Below are 17,602 nucleotides of genomic sequence, written 5' to 3' on the forward strand. Positions count from 1 at the left end.
TTTAATTTTCTCATCTGATAACCAACGTTTACAGATTATCCTGGCATCAGAAACTGGCAACAATAAATTGGATAATCTGTCGCGAGCGCAGAATTCGCCGAAGGTATATACCGACGGAAATCATCTTCGTCGTTGATGGCGACCTTGAAAGTGGTGACAGCATAAAAGAAGTGCATTACCCCAGCCGCTCCATCCGTGTCTCCCCCTCCGCCATCGACAGCTGATACAGCGAAAACGATCGGTGCTTCTCAATCAAATGCGCCAGCTCCGGCGAATGGCTGGTGAGCCAGATCTGCGAATAGCGGCTGGCCTCGGCAATGAGGCTTGCCAGGGCGGGCAGCATCTGCGGATGCAGGCTGTTTTCCGGTTCGTTGAGGGCGATAAATGCGGGAGGGCGCGGGCTTAACAGCGCCACCGCCAGGCATAAAAAACGCAGCGTGCCGTCGGAGAACTCTGCCGGTTCCAGCGGTCTGCTCAGCCCCTCGCGCTGCATCATCATGCGGAAGCGCCCGCCGGTGTTGTCGCTGTAAAACACACAGCCGGGGAAGGCCTGGTCGAGAATGCGCATCAGCAGCAGCTCGTCGCCAATTTCGACAATGGTCTGAAACGCGGCGGCCAGGTTCGCGCCGTCGCTGGCCAGCACCGGGGAGCGGAAACCCACCTGCGGCGCGCGGATCGCCGAGCCGGATGAGACGGAAAACTCATGATAAAATCGCCAGTTACGCAGGGACTCGCGCATCTGCGACACTTCGGGGTAGAGGTGCGGTTCGCCGAGCTGCCCGAACACCGACTCGTTCTCATACAGCGTACCGCTGTGGGTCACTTTTTCGTGATGTACGTTGTTCAGGAATACGGCCTGGTTCTTACGCTTCATCAGCTGTGACGACGGACGACGGTGCTGGCCGCTCAGCCAGATAGATTCCTCTTTGATCACCGGATCGAGCTGAAACTGTGAGGGGTAGGGCAGCTTTTCCACGAACCCGACCTGAAGCTCATATTCATAGGTTTCCGTTTCCACCGCCAGGTTCATGCGCCGCAGCTGGTCGCTGCGGGTTTTGCCCGCCCAGAACACTTTCAAAATGCCCCCCTCGTTTGCCAGCGCCTGGGAGAATTGCCCCTGCGCCGCGCTGTGCATCAGGTAAATCGCCTTATAAATATTGGATTTTCCGGTGCCGTTGGGGCCGAACACGATATTGAGCTGTTCCAGCTCAAGCGACATATCGCGAATTGAGCGGTAGTTTTGAATATGCAGATTTTTGATCATCGGGTTACTCCGCTGTGCACGCTTAACCTGTACAGAATTACAGTATTTTACGCTGAGCGCAAAAAAAAGACGACAGTGAGGGTGTCGTCTAAACGGGGTACAGCTTTGGGCCTCTGTGGGTCAATGGGGCCTTCGCTTCTTTCTTATCAGGTAACGGCCAGACGCAGACCCAAATCATCAGGATAGGGATCAAAGTAGTTTTGCGTCATCAGATACCGGTCAGGGTATTCAGCCAGATAATGCTTAAGCAGCGTCAGCGGCGCGAGGATCGGCAGCAGTCCGTCCCGGTAATGCAGGATCACATCACGCAGTTCTCCGCGCTGGCGGCTGTTCAGCTGGTTACGGAAATAGCCCTGAATGTGCATCAGCACGTTAGTGTGATTCTTCCGCGAAGCGGGTTTTTTCAGGATGGTCATCAGTTTGTCGCGATAGGCCACGAAAAACGCGTCCAGATCGTCCCACTCGTGCAGTGATGCCACGAACGGGCCAATTTCACGGTAGCCTGCCTGATGGTGCGCCAGAAGCTGAAGCTTATAGCGGCTGTGAAAGTCCAGCAGAGCACGGCGCGTCAGGCCATTTTTACGCATTACGTTCAGTTCGTGGAGGGCAAAAACGCGCTCAACAAAGTTTTCCCGCAGTACCGGATCGTGCAGGCGACCGTCTTCTTCGACGGGCAGCCAGGGGAAAGTTTCAAGGAGGGCGGCGGTGAACAGCCCGACACCCTCCTTGCGGCCCCGGTTGCCGTTTTCGTCGTACAGCCGCACGCGCTCCATGCCGCAGCTGGGGGATTTTGCACAGACGATAAACCCCGACAGATCGCCGTTTTTCGGCAGATAATCTGCCGTAAATGCGGCCATCTTGTGCGTGACGTCATCGTGGGGCGCTTTGCTGAACCGCATTTCTGTCTCGCCGCCGGTGGTCATCACCAGGCGCAGCGCCGGACGAGGCGTGGGCAGGCCGATAGCCATTTCAGGGCATACCGGGCGGAAAGCGACCCACTGCGCCAGCTCATCCATCACAAAGCCCATACGCTTATGCCCGCCGTCAAAGCGAACGGCGGAACCGGTCAAACATCCGCTAATACCCAGCACAGGTTTTGTTGTCATGGTGTGCACCTCCCGATCTCATATCTAAAAGTTACACAACAATGCGAGTTTGTCCAAGTATTGGCGGGATTATTTTTTAATCGTCTTTAAAATCAAGAGCAATCAGCTGCCCTTGTAGGTTGAGTAACCGTACTGGCTGAGCAGAAGCGGGATGTGCAGTTTTTCATTGGTGCGGGTGACGGTGAACAGCACCGGCACTTCCGGGAAGAAGGAGTCCAGCTTTTTGCCGTGGAAGTAATCGGCGGTTTTGAAGGTCACTTTATACACGCCAGGTGCCATATCCTGATCCTGCGGATAAAGCGATTTAATGCGCCCGTCGTGGTCGGTTTTACCGCTGGCAATCGGGGTCCACTTGTCCTGCTCCTGCTTCTCCAGCGTAACGGTCACATCCGCTGGCGGCATACCGGTTTGCTGGTCCAGAACGTGGACGCTCAGGGTGCCTGCCGGGGCGCTGAATGCGGCAGGCGCGAAAGCCATGGCAGCCAGCATCATCAGAGGGAGTGTCTTTTTCATCGTGTTTTCCTGTTGAGTTGTCGGTGACAGGAAAACGTTAGCACTCGCTGCGCGAAAAAATATTCAACTTTTCGTGAAGATTGCCACAGCAGAAAATAATCAGAGGATAATTACCTCAAGGGAAACCTGCTGCTGCCACTGCGCAACCTGCTTTTTCCGCGCGGCGGTGAGTTTGCCGCTGGTGACCAGCAGCCATTTGCGATCCGGGAAAATTTCCGGGGCCAGCGCGGCAGGGGGAACCGGCAGAATGTCGATGCGGTGGCCCTGGCCGGTGCGCGTTAACGCTTCGAGCCAGATTTCACACGGGTCGTTGAGGTACCAGCCGCTGATGAGAACGTTATCGCCCGGCGCTTTTTTATCGCCCTCAAGGCAAAACGAGGTATAGGCGATGAGGATGCCGTCGAGGATCTCACGCAGCGTCATGGCGGCGGCGACGTTGGCCGATATCTGGCTGCGCAACGGACGCAGCACGTTAGTGACCAGCTCTGGCCTTGGGTATTCGCGTCCGGCGTCGTAAATCATCTGACGCAGGGATTCAATTTTCCCCTCCTGCAACTTTTGCATCATGGCCTGTTGCAGGGTTTGCCAGTTATTGGCGCGGCGCGGCACAGGGCGTTCCAGCAGTGATTTAACCTGACCGATAGGTACGCCTTTTTTTACCCAGTCGAGGATTTTCAGCGCCTGCTGAACGTCCTCATCGCTGTACAGGCGGTGACCGCCGTCCGTACGCTCGGGTTTGAGCAAGCCATAGCGTCGCTGCCACGCCCGCAGCGTGGTGGCGGTGATGCCGCTGAGTCTGGCGAATTCGCCGATGGAGTAAGCCATGTCTGCATCCGAAGAGAAGGAGTTGTCTCAATATACTACGAATATTCTCCGACGGGATGAAGCGCCGCACGGGTGCGCTACACTTAACTTCCAACCGCGTAAATGAAAGGAGTTCTCATGAGGCTATGGCCTGTAGTTACCGGTGTCGCCATTGCGCTGACTCTGGTTGCCTGTAAATCTCCCACGCCGCCGAAAGGCGTGCAGCCCATTACCGGCTTTGATGCCAGCCGCTATCTCGGCAAATGGTATGAAGTCGCCCGACTGGAAAACCGCTTTGAGCGCGGTCTGGAACAGGTCACCGCGACGTACGGCAAGCGCAGCGATGGCGGTATCAGCGTACTGAACCGCGGCTATGATCCGGTGAAGAACAAATGGAATGAGAGCGAAGGAAAGGCGTACTTTACCGGCGAACCGACTACGGCTGCGCTGAAGGTATCGTTCTTCGGCCCGTTCTACGGCGGATATAACGTGATCAAGCTGGACGATAAGTACCAGTACGCGCTGGTCAGCGGCCCGAACCGTGACTACCTGTGGATTTTATCGCGCACCCCGACCATTCCGGATGCGGTAAAACAGGACTACCTGAACACCGCACGCGGTCTGGGCTTCCGGGTCGATCAGCTGGTGTGGGTGAAGCACTAACCTACTGATACGAAAAGGTGATGCTTGCCAGGGCATTGGCCGAGCCGGGGACCAGGTCTCCGGTTCGGATGTACTGCGCCTGGAACGGCAGGGATAGCGTTTGTGCTGCGCTGGTGGTCTGGATGAAAAACTGTCCCGTCGTGCCTGCGGCCGAGCTGTCTGGCCCCATCATCAGCGGCCCGGTACCGTTATAGAAAAACTGTACGCCAATGCCGGAGGCCGTGGAGTCCCCGGTCAGCGTCACGACCGACGAGGTATTTGACGGTGTGGTTTGATCGGTCATCACTGCGTTAACCGCCACGTTCTCATCGCAGGTCAGGCTGACGTTAAACTCCCCCGACGGCGAGGTGCTGCCTACGCTGGGCAGCGTGTGAACATCAATGGTGCCCAGGTCGACGTTGGCGCTTTTTGTGCCTACCGTGCAGCCGCTTGCCGTCACCGTGATGGTGGTGGGGTTGATGATCACCTGCGCGGTTTTCACTTCGTTGTTATAGGCCGTCAGGATCGCCGCGTTAATGGTCGGGGTCTGGTATACGCCGGATTTCAGCGGAACGCCGGTCTTGATAAACGTCACTTTTGCTGACCAGCCCAGTGCGGTGGCGTAACCGTTAGTCCCATCGGCCGGATAGCTCTGCGTAATGCCCGTCTGCATCGGCACATAGGTGGTGCCGTTATAATCTTTGAGCCCAAGAATGAAGCCGATGCCGGGCACGCCCGTTTCAAATACCATGTAATTTGCGCCATCAAGAATAACCGTGATGCCGGTGGCGGTTATACTGCTGCTCGGCTCCAGCGTCCCTTTGGAGCAGGTAAATACCAGGCCGCACCAGAACACTTCCGAGACGCTCGCAGAGGCGCTCCATTCAGAGCCGATCGTCTTTCCAGGCACGATGGAGTCTGCCGGGCCGGACCATGACATGGGTGTTGGCGAAAGGGTGATATCCGATGTCCAGGAGAGGGCAAGTGCCTGAGAGGACATAAAAAACAGGGCTAAAAACAGTAAACGCATTATTGATACTCCGTCGTCCAGGTCGCCACTGCCGAAACGTCTCCGGCATTGACCGGCGCACCCGTGGCGGTCAGTCGCGCATAGAAGGTCATTTTTACGCTGTCATCCCCCGCCGCGCCGTAAGCAGCGGTTTGGGTGTCCAGCGGGATAAGTACGCTGTCTTTATCCAGAATCTGCACTGCCACGCCGGTCGCGCCACCGTCAGCGACTTTCAGAAGCTGCGGGTTTTCGTCATCCGGCGTACCGCTGAAGCGGATTTTCACGCCAGCAAAGGTGGGGCCGCACGCTTCAAGGGTGAGCGTGAAGGGCGTTTTGATATTGCTGACCGCCCCCGCCTCGCTAAATTGCTTCACGCCGAGGGTGCCCAGCGGCACGTTTTGCTCCTTCGAATCTTCCGAGACAATGCAGGTATTGCCGATCACGTTGCCGGTCACGGAAACCAGCACGTCATAGCCGCGCGCGGGGACGGTGATGACCATCAGCAGGATCAGGGGGAGGAAACGGACGGTTACTGACATATGGCCTCCTGGGAATAAAGCCCGGTGCGGGCGTGATAATTCTGCGGGTTCAACGCATAGCGGATCGTGCAGCGCTGGGCGCTGTCGCGTCCCCATACGGCATGCAAGGTTCCCTGCGCTGACAGGCCGGTCAGATACACGCTGCCGCCGTCGCCGACGATACCGCTGGCTTTGTCATCCTCTGACGAGACCAGCGTGCCGAAGGGGAGCACGTCTTTAGCGTGACGTACGATAAACATCGCTTTTGCTCCCTGACGCGTGGTGAGGGTGGCGCGAACCAGTGCCCCGTCGGTGGGAATTTTATTGGCGATGGCGTTCTCAAGTTCCACGTCATTGCCCACAGTGGTGACATCCAGCGCAACCTGATTAACGCGATACGGCGTGGCGTACGGGATCACCGCATAGCCCCGGCTGTCGGTTTTGATGCCCTTGTGGTTGAGCACGGCGACATGGCTGGCGCCCGGGGCTTTCACCAGAATATTGGTGTTCCCGAGCGGCTGGCTCAGCGTCAGACCATCCTCATGCAGCACCGCTCCGCCGCTCATCCCGTAGCTGAGGTTGCGGGAGTCACCGGCGTAGCTGTAGCCCAGGTTATAGTCTCCCCACGCGCCCTCGTATTGCAGCGCGGCATCGCCGCCGTAGTGCTGCTGCGCGCTGTAGCGCTGGTTGACGCTATAGAAAAGATTCTCCTGCCCCGGCAGATAACCACTGACACCGGTACTGGCGGTGGTGCCAGCGGGATCCGCATGGGTAGCGGTAAAACGGAGACGGGTCGACAGCGCCGGGTTACCCAGCGGCACCGACAGGGACAACGCGAGGATATTGTCTTTCTTGTTGTCGTACAGGCCAGAGCTACGCTGGGCGCTGATGCCAAGCGACAGGTTACGAAACGTCGCGTTCCACGCGAACTGCAAACTTTGCGTGGTTTTTGACGTATTCCAGTAGGTTTGTTGATCCCAGGACAGCGACAGCGCGCCGTATTCGCCCATCGGCTGCGACAACAGCAGCTGATTTTTTGCCTTACGCGACATATGCAGGTTGTAAACCGTGTCGTAGTGAGTGGTGACGGTGCCATCGTCTTCCACGGTCTGTTCTGGCGCTCCGCCCGCCATGCCTTTGTAAGTGGTATCGCTGAGAGTATAAAACCCTGCCGTTGAGTAACGCAGCGAGAAGAAATTGACTCGCGTACCGATATCGTTCAGCAGCTTGCTGTACCGCAAGCGCACCGAATCACCGGTGTAGTGCTGGTTATCAGCCAGCTGGCTGCGGGCATGGGTGAGGTCGAGAGAGTAGGCGCCAAAGTGGCCGAGATTCTGCCCGATCCCGAAGGCCAGGCCGGTGTAGCGATCGGAAAACTGCGCCCCGCCATAAAACGTGAGGCCGTATCGCCAGCCCAGGAACAGCTCGCCCTGCGCGAAGGAGGGCGAGATCTGATTGCCCGCAGGGCGGTATTTCCCCGCACCCAGAGCATATTTGACCTGACCGTTACGCACCAGATTCGGCACGCTGGCAAAGGGCAGGGTGTATTGCGTCTGGCTACCGTCGCTCTCCTGAATGGTGACCGCGAGATCGCCGCCGGAAGAGGTCGGATAGAGATCTTTCAGCACAAACGCCCCCGGCGGAACGGAGGTTTGATAGATGACGTTACCGTTCTGGCGAACCGTCACCGTGGCATTGCTGCGCGCGATGCCGCGCACTTCGGGCGCGTAACCGCTCAGGCTGGCGGGCAACATATTGTCATCGGTCTTCAGGGCAACCCCACGCAGGCCAACGGCGTCAAACACCTGCGAGGAGGTGAACGTTTCACCGGCATAAACCTGGGCACGCAGGGCGCGGATATCCCGCTGTAGCCAGGTCTGGACGTGGGTGAGCTCGTTACTCTCTTTGGTCCACGTGGTGAAATCACGCAGCCGCCATGCGCCCAGGTTGGCGCCGCTGTTCAGGCTCACAAACAGCTGTTGTTCCCGCGTGCGCGTCTCGCCCCGGTAGTCATTATTCGCGCCATTGACCACATAGTTCAGCCACGCGGCAGGGATGCCGGACTCCCAGCTCTCCGGGCTGACGTATCCGCGCGGCAGAGCGCGCATCGCGCTTTGCGGTACGGTGAAGTTGAGGGTAAGCGTCCTCTGGTCAAAATCAAACCGGGTATCGGCGAATGACTGGGTTAAAAAAATGCAGCGCTGCGCAGGCGGCAGCTCACCCCCTTTAGCCTGACGGCTGTCGATGCCAAGTGCGGCGAATTGTGCAGGCGTAAGGCACGGCAGGGCTTCACCGGCGGTGCTTTCAGCGACGCGAAACGTGACGTTACCTGTGAACGCGAACTGGGTGTTGATATACACGTTAAGATTGTACTCGCCCGGCGGCAACGCGCTCCCGGCGTTGACCCAGGCGAGATCGGCGCTGTTGGCGCGCTCGCCGTTGAGAAACGCAGGATTAAATTGCAGCTCGCTTTCGGCAGCCACGGCTTGCCGAATCACCAGGGCGATCGCCGTGGCGCACAGGATTTTAATTTTCATGTGGTCACGCCTTACTGTTTTTATTATTGGGACAATGACGTGCGGGTGACGGGCGTCCAGGCCCCATAATCGTTAATCGTCTGGTAGCTCATGCTGCTCGCATGGCTGAAGGTGTCTGCCAGCGTCACGCTGGCTTTCGGCGGTACCATGACGGGCGATACCGGCCTGCCATCAATTTTCACGTTAATGGTGGTGAGGTAATACGGCGTTGGGTTGGTCAGCGTGACCTTGCCCGCGCGGTAGGCGCCGGCAAGGTTTTTCCATGCCTCCCCTGCACCTTCCCTGAGCCGCTCCGGGCGATAAAAGACCTTGATGCGGTTGGCAGAGGCGAATTGCAGCGAATTGCCGGAACCGTTTTTAACCTGCTGTGGGATAGCTTTGACCGTCATCCAGTACAGCGTCTCGCGATCGGCTGGCAGGGCGTCACCGCTGAACATGATTTTCACCGCGCTTTCGCTGGCGGGCTTCATGACGTACAGCGGCGGCGTGATGACGAAGTCGTTGGTACGGCTCCCTTTCTCGTCTTCCATCCATGACTGGATCAGGAACGTGGCATCAGGGTGGGTATTTCTTACCTGCATCATCGTCTGCGTAGCCGCGCCTGCGTAGACCAGCCGCGTTGCGCCTAACCCCACGCCGCCTGCATACACGGCGGATGAACATAACGTGCCAGCCAGACAAATCCATGTGTTTACGCGCATTGTGCGTCTCCTGAAAGCTGAGTCAGACCCGGCCAGCAGACCGGGCCTGAAGATTACGAATAGGTCACGGTGTAGGTGGCGACCGCGCTGGCATCACCCGCCGTGGCGTTGCCCAGTGGGGAGTAATATTTCGCGCTGAAGTTCAGGGTGTTCGCCCCCGCACGCAGGGGGATCGCTGCTGCCGGCTCACCCAGCCTGACGACGTTGCCCTGTTCGTCATAAAGACGGATAGCGACATGCTGCGCCGAGCCCGCGCCGCCGTTTACTCCCGCGGCCAGGCTATTCACATCGGTACTGTCCGGCGTACCGGTGAAGGTGATAGCCACGGTCGTTGCGGCGATGGGGTTATTTTCCGTGGACGCGGAGGTATCGGCGATTTCGCAATCCTCCAGGGTGATGGAGAAGGCTTTTGCGGTACTGGCTTCACTGCCTGCGGCAGCCAGCGTGGCGGTACGCACTTCCCCCATGTCGACGTCGATATTGGCGCTACCGGCGCTGATGGCACAGGCGGAGGTCACCACTTTACCGCTGAAGTTAACCGTGCCGCCGCTGGTGGCGGCGGCCAGTGCTGAGCCCGCTGGCAGCAGGGCGGCAATGCTTAATGCCAGCAGAGAATGGCAAGTAAGGCGTGCTTTCATTTCATAGTTCCTTGGTTTTTTTATTACGAGATTTGCTCTGAAAGCGGCAGGTCTAACTGGTTAAAAAGACCAGCAAATCTGTCTTATTCCTGAGCCCGAGTTTCCTTATCGCTGAGCTTTTTAAGGCGCTCACGCGGCGATAAGAAAGTTTCTCCAGTTCTGCGATGTAACGTATATCCAGTCCGTTCCTGAGTTCCTTTAATACCCTCCTTTCTCCAGGCGTCAGCGATAACGCCGCTGGCTGCTTTTGGGGCCGATAATGGCTATCGACCATTTTTGCTAGCTTTATCCGCCACTGATAAACCGTGTTCTGTAGCGAGATATAGGCATCAATATCTTCCCGGACCCATAACAGGGAATGGGCAGAGGTTGAGTACAGGCAGATCATCACTTCAGGGTGCGTGGCTTTGATTTTTTTTAAATATTTCAGTGAGTCATACCCTGTATGGTATTTCTCTGCGCCGGATATAAATAAGATATCGACACGAATCGACGACAGCGCCTTATCCAGTTCCTGATAACCTCCTTCGATGATAATGATGTGAAGGTCGTCGCGGATGCTGCTTAATAATGTTTTAATGCCGTTTCTTGCATAATGATCGCCGCCCATCAGTGCAACAGTTATATGCTGTGTTATTTGGCTATTGTTCGTCATGTTAATCCTCGATTTATAATAGTAATCAGGCGAATTATTTATAAGGTTATCGCCAGTATTCTCGAAGCAATGACGTATTGCATAGTGTAGGCCTACTATACGTCGGCCAATAAAGAGGTAATCTGAATTAATCTAAAATTGTATTAATTACTAAGATCGAGACCGGTTACGACGCTTCCCTCTGATTGGTCTTATTCCGCTTCGCTTTCTGTAAATTATGATAGCTTCTATTTTTAATGAAAATTTAGCTTTGATAAATGTTTTGTAAGGAGTTTGTCGTCTGGTGTCAGTGCGGGTGTGAAGTTGCTGACGGGGAATAACAATTTACGAATGTTATCATCGATAAAAACTGATAGAAAGGTGGCTGAAAAGCATACAAAAACCATATAAGTTATTGATATTGTTCTGGTTTAGAAAAGTTAAGGCTTAAGGGTGCTGAATATTTCAGACACGCATGTCCGTGGCGTACAATGTTTTTTTATGTAGGTATTTGTCAATGTCAAGAGGCGAGGAGTGCGCCAAAAGGTGAGGCTCTGATAAATGAGATGCTGCCGGTAGTGAGATACTTCTGTGGAGCGGAAATTCACTTCACAAAACATCATAATGAGGATGATCGCGGATGAAGTGGCTCTGCAAGCCGCATTCTACAAGGGTTGAGTTCTTATGCAGGTTCAGTGAAGCTTAAGGGATGAAATATAAATTAAGATTTTTCGCCAATGGCGAAGATATACAGCATGCCGTTAATCAGTCACATTAATCCCGACGTGAATGTCATCCCATACATGCGGTGACCCAGGTTCAACATCTGTTAACCGGAGAATTCATACTGCCCCTATGCATAAGCATTACATTATAAATAATATCGTCGAATTTCATCCTGCGGCCAGCACGTTACGTGATATCAACAATCCTGACCGTGTGGTTGTGTTAAATTCGCCAGCAGGCCGATGCCTGTTGTTATTAATCGACAGAGCGGGGTCGATTGTCACTCAGCAAGAGTTCCTTGATATTGTCTGGCAAAGCCGCGGCATGCTTGTCTCCTCCAATACCTATTACCAGAACATCTCCATCCTGCGCAAAGGGCTCAAAAAGATTGGTTTTGAAACTGACCCTATCGTTACCATTCCGCGGATTGGGTTGACGCTGGCAAGCGACACGCAAATAACCGTCAGAGAGTCTTCACCTGTCGCGCCTCAACCCGCAGAGGAACAATGTGTGGAGGCGCCAGCGATCGAGGAGGTTTCTGCATCCTCCGCGCCAGCAACGCCCGTTGCCAGGAAGCCCACGCGCTGGCTGGCTGTTGTCATGGGGCTATTGATCGTCCTGGCCGGGGCAGGCGTGACGGGATATATGAACGCCACAGAAAACCGTTTTGTTGAGGATTACCGTTTTGCGGCATCCGTCGGAGCCTGTCGCGTTTATCTTGCGAACGACATTCAGACTCACGCTGAACGCGCTTCCGCGCTGACCTATGTGGAACAATTCAAGGCTGAATGCGCGCAATATCCCTGGGTTTACATCAGCTGGTACGCTCTGCTTCCTCGTGCGTCGGTTATTCGCTGCGACCGGCCAATGAAAGAACCGAACCGCTGTATATCTGATTATTTCCTGAAGGATAGCTAGCATGACTCGTTTTCGGCAGATGCTGTATATCATCGTGACGGGCCTCGTCACCGCAGGCGTGCTGACGGGCTATTACCTGTGGCACCGAACTTACGTTCAGCCTTTTTCATGCCAGGCTAATCTGGTCCAGCACCATCCGGATGAGACGCTGACGGTCTGGCTGAATTACACCTTCGACGGGAAATTCGGCACCCTGAGCATGAATGGCCGGGCAAAGAGCGATCCGGGTAAAACCATCGACAGGAAAATTTCCTTTCGGGTGGAGAGGCAAGATCATCTCTATTTGCTGACGTCAGAAAAAAATATGACGTTCCCGGACGATAATGTTGACGACAGCTGGCTGGAAAAATATGAACCGCAATTTTTTGTCTATCCGGGCAAGAGTATTTATATGCGGATCAATGAACAACATAATGGTAACTATATCTTTACCTTAGGAACATTACCGACATATGTGTGTCGTGGTTCAAAAAAAGAATGATATAAACGAGAAAAACATTATATTTTCCTCCCTTCTCATTTATGCTTGATTTAAAATATCAGGATTATCTTAGAAATATAAAGTGCGACAGATCATGTTGCGATAATGTAATTAATTTTAAATTTGGCAAGTAAATGAAAAGTGTATTTGACTCCTCCGATGGGGGGAAATCAGTACCGGAAAAGTGTCTGCATATTGGGTTGATATTATGGCCCCGTTATTCACTCCTGGCCGTCTCCGGATTGCTGGAGGCGCTGCGTTATGCAGCGAAAGCTCAGGATAAATTAGCATTTAAAATCAGCCTGATAAGTGAATTTCCTGATATCCCGATTATCAGCAATGCGGGGATTATCATGAGACCGGATTCCACCCATGCGCCGCCGGACAGTTTTAACTACCTTGCTGTTATCGGCGGTGAATTGCAGTATCTGGACTTAGGGTATCAGGGGGATAAAGCGTATCTGGCACATGCCCACCATGCCGGAGTTCCGCTCATTGGCATTGGCACCGGCAGTTTTGTCCTCGCACAGGAAGGATTGCTGAATGAACGACGAGCCTCCATCCATCCTTTCCACCTTGATGCATTTCGGCAGGCTTTCCCGCTGGTTTATGCTGAGCAAGGGTATGATTTCATCGACGATGGCGATGTGCTGACCTGCCCGGGCGGTATTTCCACCCTGACGCTGGCAACTGAGCTTATCCGCGCCCATGCCGGGGATGATATCGCCAGCACCACCTGCCAGCGTTTGTCGCTCGTTCCGCATGAAATTGCCACCCCACGTCCGGCGAATCTTGCGCTTATCCCTGACTCGCGGTTGCGCCGCGCCGTCATGCTGATTGAACAGTTCCTGACCCGGCCGCTCACCACCGCCGGGCTTGCGCGAGAAGTGGCATTGAGTGAACGCCAGCTCAACCGCCTGTTCCACGCAGAATTCGGCAAAACGGCCCGCGAATTTATCCGCAGCGCCAGGCTGCGCTATGCTTGCTGGCTGCTGAAGAACTCGCAGCAAAGCGTGACGGATATTGCGCAGCGGATGGGATTCAGCGACTGCGCGCACTTTATTCGTCATTTCCAGACGGAGTATGGTTGTACGCCTGGGGTGTGGCGCACGTCGCAGAGCTGAATATCATTACATTGCTGCCCTGAAACTTTACTCAACCGGAATATCACCATGAAAATAGAAGCCGCACACCCCTCGCAATTTGAACGCCTCGTCGCAGTCTGGGAGTCGTCCGTACGCGCCACGCACCGCTTTTTGCAGGAAAGCGATATCGCGGCGCTGCGTCCGTTATTGCTCAACGCATATTTGCCTAATCTCAGGGTTGTGATTGCCCGGGATGACGTGGGTATTATTCACGGCTTTTTGGGCGTGGATAAAAATCGCATTGAAATGCTGTTTGTGGATGATGCGAGCCGGGGGAAGGGTATCGGGAAAATGCTGCTGCAATATGCCATTGCAGAATTCGGCGTAAATGAAGTGGATGTGAACGAGCAGAATCCGCAGGGGGTGGCGTTTTATCGCCATATGGGGTTTGAGCAGGTCGGGCGTTCGGAACTGGACGGGCAGGGGAATCCGTTTCCGCTGTTGCATATGCGGTTGAGTGGACAGGCTTAACGCCCTCTTCTGTAAAAGAGGGAGCCTGCAAGCTAGTTACTGGTTATTTGCCCGATAATTACGCCGCGCAATTTTTCGCCATCAAAGTAATAAGAGACGGTATTGTTCTGAACAAATCCATCCTGTACAGGTGTCTCCTGATAAAGCAGGATCTTTTTTCTGTTGCCGATTGTTTTTTTGCCGAACAATTCAACTAAATCCCCGTGAGTGGCATTTAACAATGGAACGCCAGAGACTGAGACACTGACTCGTTCCGTTGTATTCACACACTCTTTATGGATGCCATCCCTGGATATGGCTAGCGCAGTTAACAGCCCTGCACCCATTTCGTTATCTGAAATGAACCAATAATTGGTGCCATCGTCGTCATGAAGGCAGATCCAGTGCGCGGAGCTGTCTTTCTCCACGTATGTACTGAAAATCTGAGACAGATGAGTAACTTCCATCTGAACCGTTTTCTTGCCGATCGTGATGGTCGGGGAAAGGGGCACTATGGTTGAAATTTCCGTCAGCGAGCCGTCTTCATCGTAATACTGTGTTGCGAAGCCGGTCATTTCAGATGCTGAGACGTGCAAACTGACTGCAACGAGTAATGGCAATGAACAAATTAAACGCTTCATTTGACAATCAACACCGTATCGTTGCTTTTCCAGATGCTTCTTCTCGCACTCAAAGGAGCAATAATGCAGCCGTCTGAAGAGTCATCAGGGTGCAAACTGCTTTTGCCATGAATTTTAAATGAGTCTCTGCCACACATATCATTTGTCGAGTAGGGCGTGAGGCTGAGGGTATATTTTCCTGTGTGGGCAGAATTATGAGGGGAACCAATTGTGTATTTCCCTCGAGGTAGAAGCCCACTGTTTTTTACACATTCTTGAGATGGATCGTTTTTGTAACCACTTGCTCCTGCATAATCTGCATCGAACTGATAAACACCATCAAGATAAAATTTGTGCTCTTTTACATTATATTCCCAGGACATACTTTCTCCTTAAGCGCGTTCCTTCCAGGTATCAGAATGAATGATGTTTCCATCTATGTAATGCCATGTTATTTTTTCATATGTTAGATCTACATATTCACAATGTGTATAGCGTTCGTTTTGCGGTAGTTTAATGTCAAACATGAGTGGTTCAATTTGAACTACTCTTGCATTTTCTAAAGTTGTCTTAAAGTAAGCCTCTTCGAGCCCGTTATAGTTGATCCTGTAAAATATAAATTCTGCTCTTGTTAGTGTTTGTCCAGTGCTCAAGGCCTTGTATAGATATGAGGATGAGGAATCAATCTCTTTCATGAATGCATAGGTGCTACAAATACGTTTTGAAGTGATTTTTCCGGAGTGCTTATCAATAGGTTGTTCGATTGAGTGCATAAATTCAATAACTTCTATTGAGCCTTCGCGATCTTTTACATCGACAGAGCCTTTAATTCTCCGGCCTGCATCGTCCTCAAGCCATAAGTAAACAGGTATAGCCATCTCAATCTCCTTTTATAGACTGAGGGAAACTACTCTTCATTATGGATTTAAATTGTGACATTCATTTCAAAATAGAAAATAAAATAAAATATGGAAGTGGGACTTAAAATTGCTCTTTGCGATGTATAAGTTTCTCAAATATATTTCCAAAAATTATAACATTGAATTATGATTTCGTTGCCATCGTAAGATAAATGCTAAGTAAAAATAGCATCAGGTATTGAAATGATGAATGTCATCAAATATTGAACTTGTAAGTTAGCATTACATGTTGGGTTCGATTGCTTTTTGGATGTTATGGAAGAAATCTGGCATTCTATATTGTTTTTTATGTTGGCTGCATGCCCAGCAGCCAACTTGATAACAGCGGGAACGGTTATGATAATTGCAGGCTCGCCAGCGTGTTCTCGATCTGGCATAACTTTGCTTTAGTGCGTTTGTAATCGTCCAGAATCCTTTGCTCCTGCTCGTTATACGCTACCAGAACGATGCACCCTTTCATGACCTTTACCGTGACCTGCTGTCCGGTATCAAAACCCGCCGCGCGCAGCCACTTGCCGGAAAGGATGATTTTTGGCGTAGATTTGTCGTAAACATTCGGGCGGTATCCCACAATTAACGAACGCTCGGTTCCGGATTGGTCGGTGTCTGGGGTAGAATGCGAATCAGCCATAATCAACTCCTTGATAGTTGGTGAGGTTAGACGCCCTTTAGTGCTCCAACACTGCTGGGCGTTGTCAAAATTCCGAATCCATGTGGTAGGTACCACGTGCGAATAAATTAACCGAAGTGGTACCTACCATGCAAGAGAAAAAGAAACCAAATTTTGACCGCACTAAGAGCACGATGAAGAACATACGTTTCGAGGATGAGCTTTTGGAGCAGATCGAGAAGGCGGCGGGGAAAGGGAATTTTAGTAAATGGGTGAAGGAGGCTTGTAGGTTAAGATTATTATCTAGCCAAAGAGAGTAGTAAATATGGAAATATTAATTGATGAATCAGGTTCATTTACTCCTGAAAGTGAACTAGAAAATTCTTGGAGTGTAGTTGCTGCTTATATTTGTCCGGAAACTGAAAAAAGGAAATATAGGAATGCCCTCAATAATTTAAAAAAAAGGAATGGTTTGGGCAGACAAGAGATAAAATTAGTTAACATTAGTGAAAGTAACTATATTTTGTTTCTTCAAGAAATTTCGCAGCTGAACGGTAGTCTTTTTTGTGTTGTAACAGACTCATATTATAATAATAAAAGCTTTATCGAAAATCATAAAGATACGCATGTGAAAACCATAGTAAATAGTATTGAGCAGATGCGTTATCACGAGGGAAAACTTGCTCAACATTTGATGGCAAAAGAATTATTGTCTGTATCTCTCCCACTTTATATTCAGTTGATGTGCCAAATAAGATTAGTGCATACAATAATCTCCCAATCTGTAAATTACTATGCACAACGACAACCACAGACGTTAAAAAAATTCAAATGGCGTTTAGATCAAAAACAGCCGTCTCACAAAACTAAGTATGAGTTGATATTTGAAAAATTTTCACCAGCTTTGTTGCAAATGTATACCCTTGAAAACCCTTTAGGTATAGTGAATGGTTTTAACTATAAATATATGAGAGAGTTTATTTATAATGAAGGAGAGATACCTAATTATCTGATCGAGAAAAAAACATCCTTAGCTAATAGCCGCGCTTTTAACATCCAAAAAATATTACGGGATGACATTAGCTATGAGGATTCAATGAAAAATGACGGTTTGCAAGTTATAGATCTTTTGGCTTCTGGTATGCGTAAGCTTTTAAAAATGAGATTTGCAGATAATACTTTAATAGCCAATCTACTCGGCAGTCTCATGATACAGCAGCAATATAATAATCCGCCCATAGACATAATTGTTTTCGATGAAAAATCTGCTGCTTTAAGAAAAGAATTAGATGAGCTTGTAAAAATATTAATTAAAAACTCAAAACGAATGATACGTTGAAGTAGGTAAAATATTTGGCGGAAGATC

Annotated in this window: 21 protein-coding genes; 7 read left to right on the forward strand and 14 right to left on the reverse strand. The window is 51.8% G+C overall.

The features are described 5' to 3' along the window. Window positions 1-175: 175 nt before the first annotated feature. The 4 genes from L384_RS14890 to L384_RS14875 all read right to left on the reverse strand — a co-directional run bounded on the left by L384_RS14890 (window position 176) and on the right by L384_RS14875 (window position 3,708). Window positions 176-1,264 carry an AAA family ATPase gene (locus tag L384_RS14890; protein ID WP_006812462.1) on the reverse strand — a complete coding sequence of 363 codons (1,089 nt, stop codon included), beginning with the start codon at window positions 1,262-1,264 and terminating at the stop codon, window positions 176-178. Window positions 1,265-1,410: 146 nt separating this feature from the next. Continuing rightward, window positions 1,411-2,370, reverse strand: coding sequence for a YbgA family protein (locus L384_RS14885; protein ID WP_023323941.1), 960 nt, complete (start codon window positions 2,368-2,370; stop codon window positions 1,411-1,413). Window positions 2,371-2,472: 102 nt separating this feature from the next. Further along, window positions 2,473-2,883, reverse strand: a complete 411-nt coding sequence (uraH, locus tag L384_RS14880) for a hydroxyisourate hydrolase (protein WP_022650126.1) — start codon at window positions 2,881-2,883, stop codon at window positions 2,473-2,475. Between the two features lie 99 nt (window positions 2,884-2,982). Then, on the reverse strand, window positions 2,983-3,708 hold the full coding sequence (locus L384_RS14875; protein WP_023323942.1) for a MerR family transcriptional regulator: 726 nt from the start codon (window positions 3,706-3,708) through the stop codon (window positions 2,983-2,985). A 117-nt stretch (window positions 3,709-3,825) separates the two neighbouring features. Between L384_RS14875 and L384_RS14870 the strand changes: the two genes are divergently transcribed. Beyond that, the gene (locus tag L384_RS14870; RefSeq protein ID WP_003860954.1) at window positions 3,826-4,350 is read left to right on the forward strand and encodes a lipocalin family protein; all 525 of its coding nucleotides are present in this window, start codon (window positions 3,826-3,828) and stop codon (window positions 4,348-4,350) included. Between the two features lies 1 nt (window position 4,351). On the opposite strand, the gene L384_RS14865 is transcribed toward L384_RS14870, so the two are convergent. From L384_RS14865 to L384_RS14840, 6 genes are read right to left on the reverse strand one after another with little or no spacing between them, the layout of a single operon-like run. After that, window positions 4,352-5,359, reverse strand: coding sequence for a fimbrial protein (locus L384_RS14865; protein ID WP_023315120.1), 1,008 nt, complete (start codon window positions 5,357-5,359; stop codon window positions 4,352-4,354). After that, window positions 5,359-5,877 (reverse strand): fimbrial protein, encoded by a 519-nt coding sequence (locus tag L384_RS14860; RefSeq protein WP_023323943.1) that lies wholly within the window; start codon window positions 5,875-5,877, stop codon window positions 5,359-5,361. Before L384_RS14860 ends, L384_RS14865 begins: the two co-directional genes overlap by 1 nt. After that, window positions 5,868-8,393 (reverse strand): fimbria/pilus outer membrane usher protein, encoded by a 2,526-nt coding sequence (locus L384_RS14855; protein WP_023323944.1) that lies wholly within the window; start codon window positions 8,391-8,393, stop codon window positions 5,868-5,870. Before L384_RS14855 ends, L384_RS14860 begins: the two co-directional genes overlap by 10 nt. 23 nt (window positions 8,394-8,416) lie before the next feature. After that, window positions 8,417-9,094 carry a fimbrial biogenesis chaperone gene (locus L384_RS14850; protein ID WP_023323945.1) on the reverse strand — a complete coding sequence of 226 codons (678 nt, stop codon included), beginning with the start codon at window positions 9,092-9,094 and terminating at the stop codon, window positions 8,417-8,419. A gap of 53 nt (window positions 9,095-9,147) precedes the next feature. Beyond that, entirely contained in the window at window positions 9,148-9,732 is a 585-nt protein-coding gene (locus tag L384_RS14845; protein WP_003860947.1) for a fimbrial protein, read from the reverse strand. A 52-nt stretch (window positions 9,733-9,784) separates the two neighbouring features. After that, window positions 9,785-10,387 (reverse strand): helix-turn-helix domain-containing protein, encoded by a 603-nt coding sequence (locus L384_RS14840; protein WP_022650132.1) that lies wholly within the window; start codon window positions 10,385-10,387, stop codon window positions 9,785-9,787. Window positions 10,388-11,221: 834 nt separating this feature from the next. On the opposite strand from L384_RS14840, the gene L384_RS14835 reads away from it, so the two are divergent. From L384_RS14835 to L384_RS14820, 4 genes are all read left to right on the forward strand, one after another. Beyond that, window positions 11,222-12,010: a winged helix-turn-helix domain-containing protein gene (locus L384_RS14835; RefSeq protein WP_022650133.1), complete on the forward strand. Its 789-nt coding sequence runs from the start codon at window positions 11,222-11,224 to the stop codon at window positions 12,008-12,010. Between the two features lies 1 nt (window position 12,011). Beyond that, window positions 12,012-12,491 carry a hypothetical protein gene (locus L384_RS14830; protein WP_017693981.1) on the forward strand — a complete coding sequence of 160 codons (480 nt, stop codon included), beginning with the start codon at window positions 12,012-12,014 and terminating at the stop codon, window positions 12,489-12,491. 353 nt (window positions 12,492-12,844) lie between these two features. After that, window positions 12,845-13,615, forward strand: a complete 771-nt coding sequence (locus L384_RS14825) for a GlxA family transcriptional regulator (RefSeq protein ID WP_263740538.1) — start codon at window positions 12,845-12,847, stop codon at window positions 13,613-13,615. A gap of 48 nt (window positions 13,616-13,663) precedes the next feature. Beyond that, complete coding sequence (locus L384_RS14820; protein ID WP_017383639.1) at window positions 13,664-14,107, forward strand: GNAT family N-acetyltransferase; 444 nt, start codon at window positions 13,664-13,666, stop codon at window positions 14,105-14,107. Between the two features lie 32 nt (window positions 14,108-14,139). Here the strand turns inward: L384_RS14820 and L384_RS14815 are convergent, their stop codons facing one another. The 4 genes from L384_RS14815 to L384_RS14805 all read right to left on the reverse strand — a co-directional run bounded on the left by L384_RS14815 (window position 14,140) and on the right by L384_RS14805 (window position 16,257). Next, a complete protein-coding gene (locus L384_RS14815; protein WP_023323946.1) occupies window positions 14,140-14,727 on the reverse strand; it encodes a hypothetical protein in 588 nt (195 codons plus the stop codon). Beyond that, a complete protein-coding gene (locus L384_RS21795; protein WP_023323947.1) occupies window positions 14,724-15,089 on the reverse strand; it encodes a tlde1 domain-containing protein in 366 nt (121 codons plus the stop codon). Before L384_RS21795 ends, L384_RS14815 begins: the two co-directional genes overlap by 4 nt. A 9-nt stretch (window positions 15,090-15,098) precedes the next feature. Further along, window positions 15,099-15,584 carry a type VI secretion system tube protein TssD gene (gene tssD, locus L384_RS14810; protein ID WP_023323948.1) on the reverse strand — a complete coding sequence of 162 codons (486 nt, stop codon included), beginning with the start codon at window positions 15,582-15,584 and terminating at the stop codon, window positions 15,099-15,101. A 376-nt stretch (window positions 15,585-15,960) separates the two neighbouring features. Then, on the reverse strand, window positions 15,961-16,257 hold the full coding sequence (locus L384_RS14805; RefSeq protein WP_023323949.1) for a SymE family type I addiction module toxin: 297 nt from the start codon (window positions 16,255-16,257) through the stop codon (window positions 15,961-15,963). A gap of 128 nt (window positions 16,258-16,385) precedes the next feature. On the opposite strand from L384_RS14805, the gene L384_RS21800 reads away from it, so the two are divergent. Both L384_RS21800 and L384_RS14800 read left to right on the forward strand, forming a co-directional pair. Continuing rightward, on the forward strand, window positions 16,386-16,556 hold the full coding sequence (locus L384_RS21800; RefSeq protein ID WP_065186978.1) for a YlcI/YnfO family protein: 171 nt from the start codon (window positions 16,386-16,388) through the stop codon (window positions 16,554-16,556). 5 nt (window positions 16,557-16,561) lie between these two features. Next, window positions 16,562-17,575 carry a DUF3800 domain-containing protein gene (locus L384_RS14800; RefSeq protein WP_023323950.1) on the forward strand — a complete coding sequence of 338 codons (1,014 nt, stop codon included), beginning with the start codon at window positions 16,562-16,564 and terminating at the stop codon, window positions 17,573-17,575. Window positions 17,576-17,602 lie beyond the last annotated feature (27 nt).

This window comes from Enterobacter sp. MGH 38 (assembly GCF_000492855.1).
GTDB lineage: Bacteria > Pseudomonadota > Gammaproteobacteria > Enterobacterales > Enterobacteriaceae > Enterobacter > Enterobacter hormaechei_C.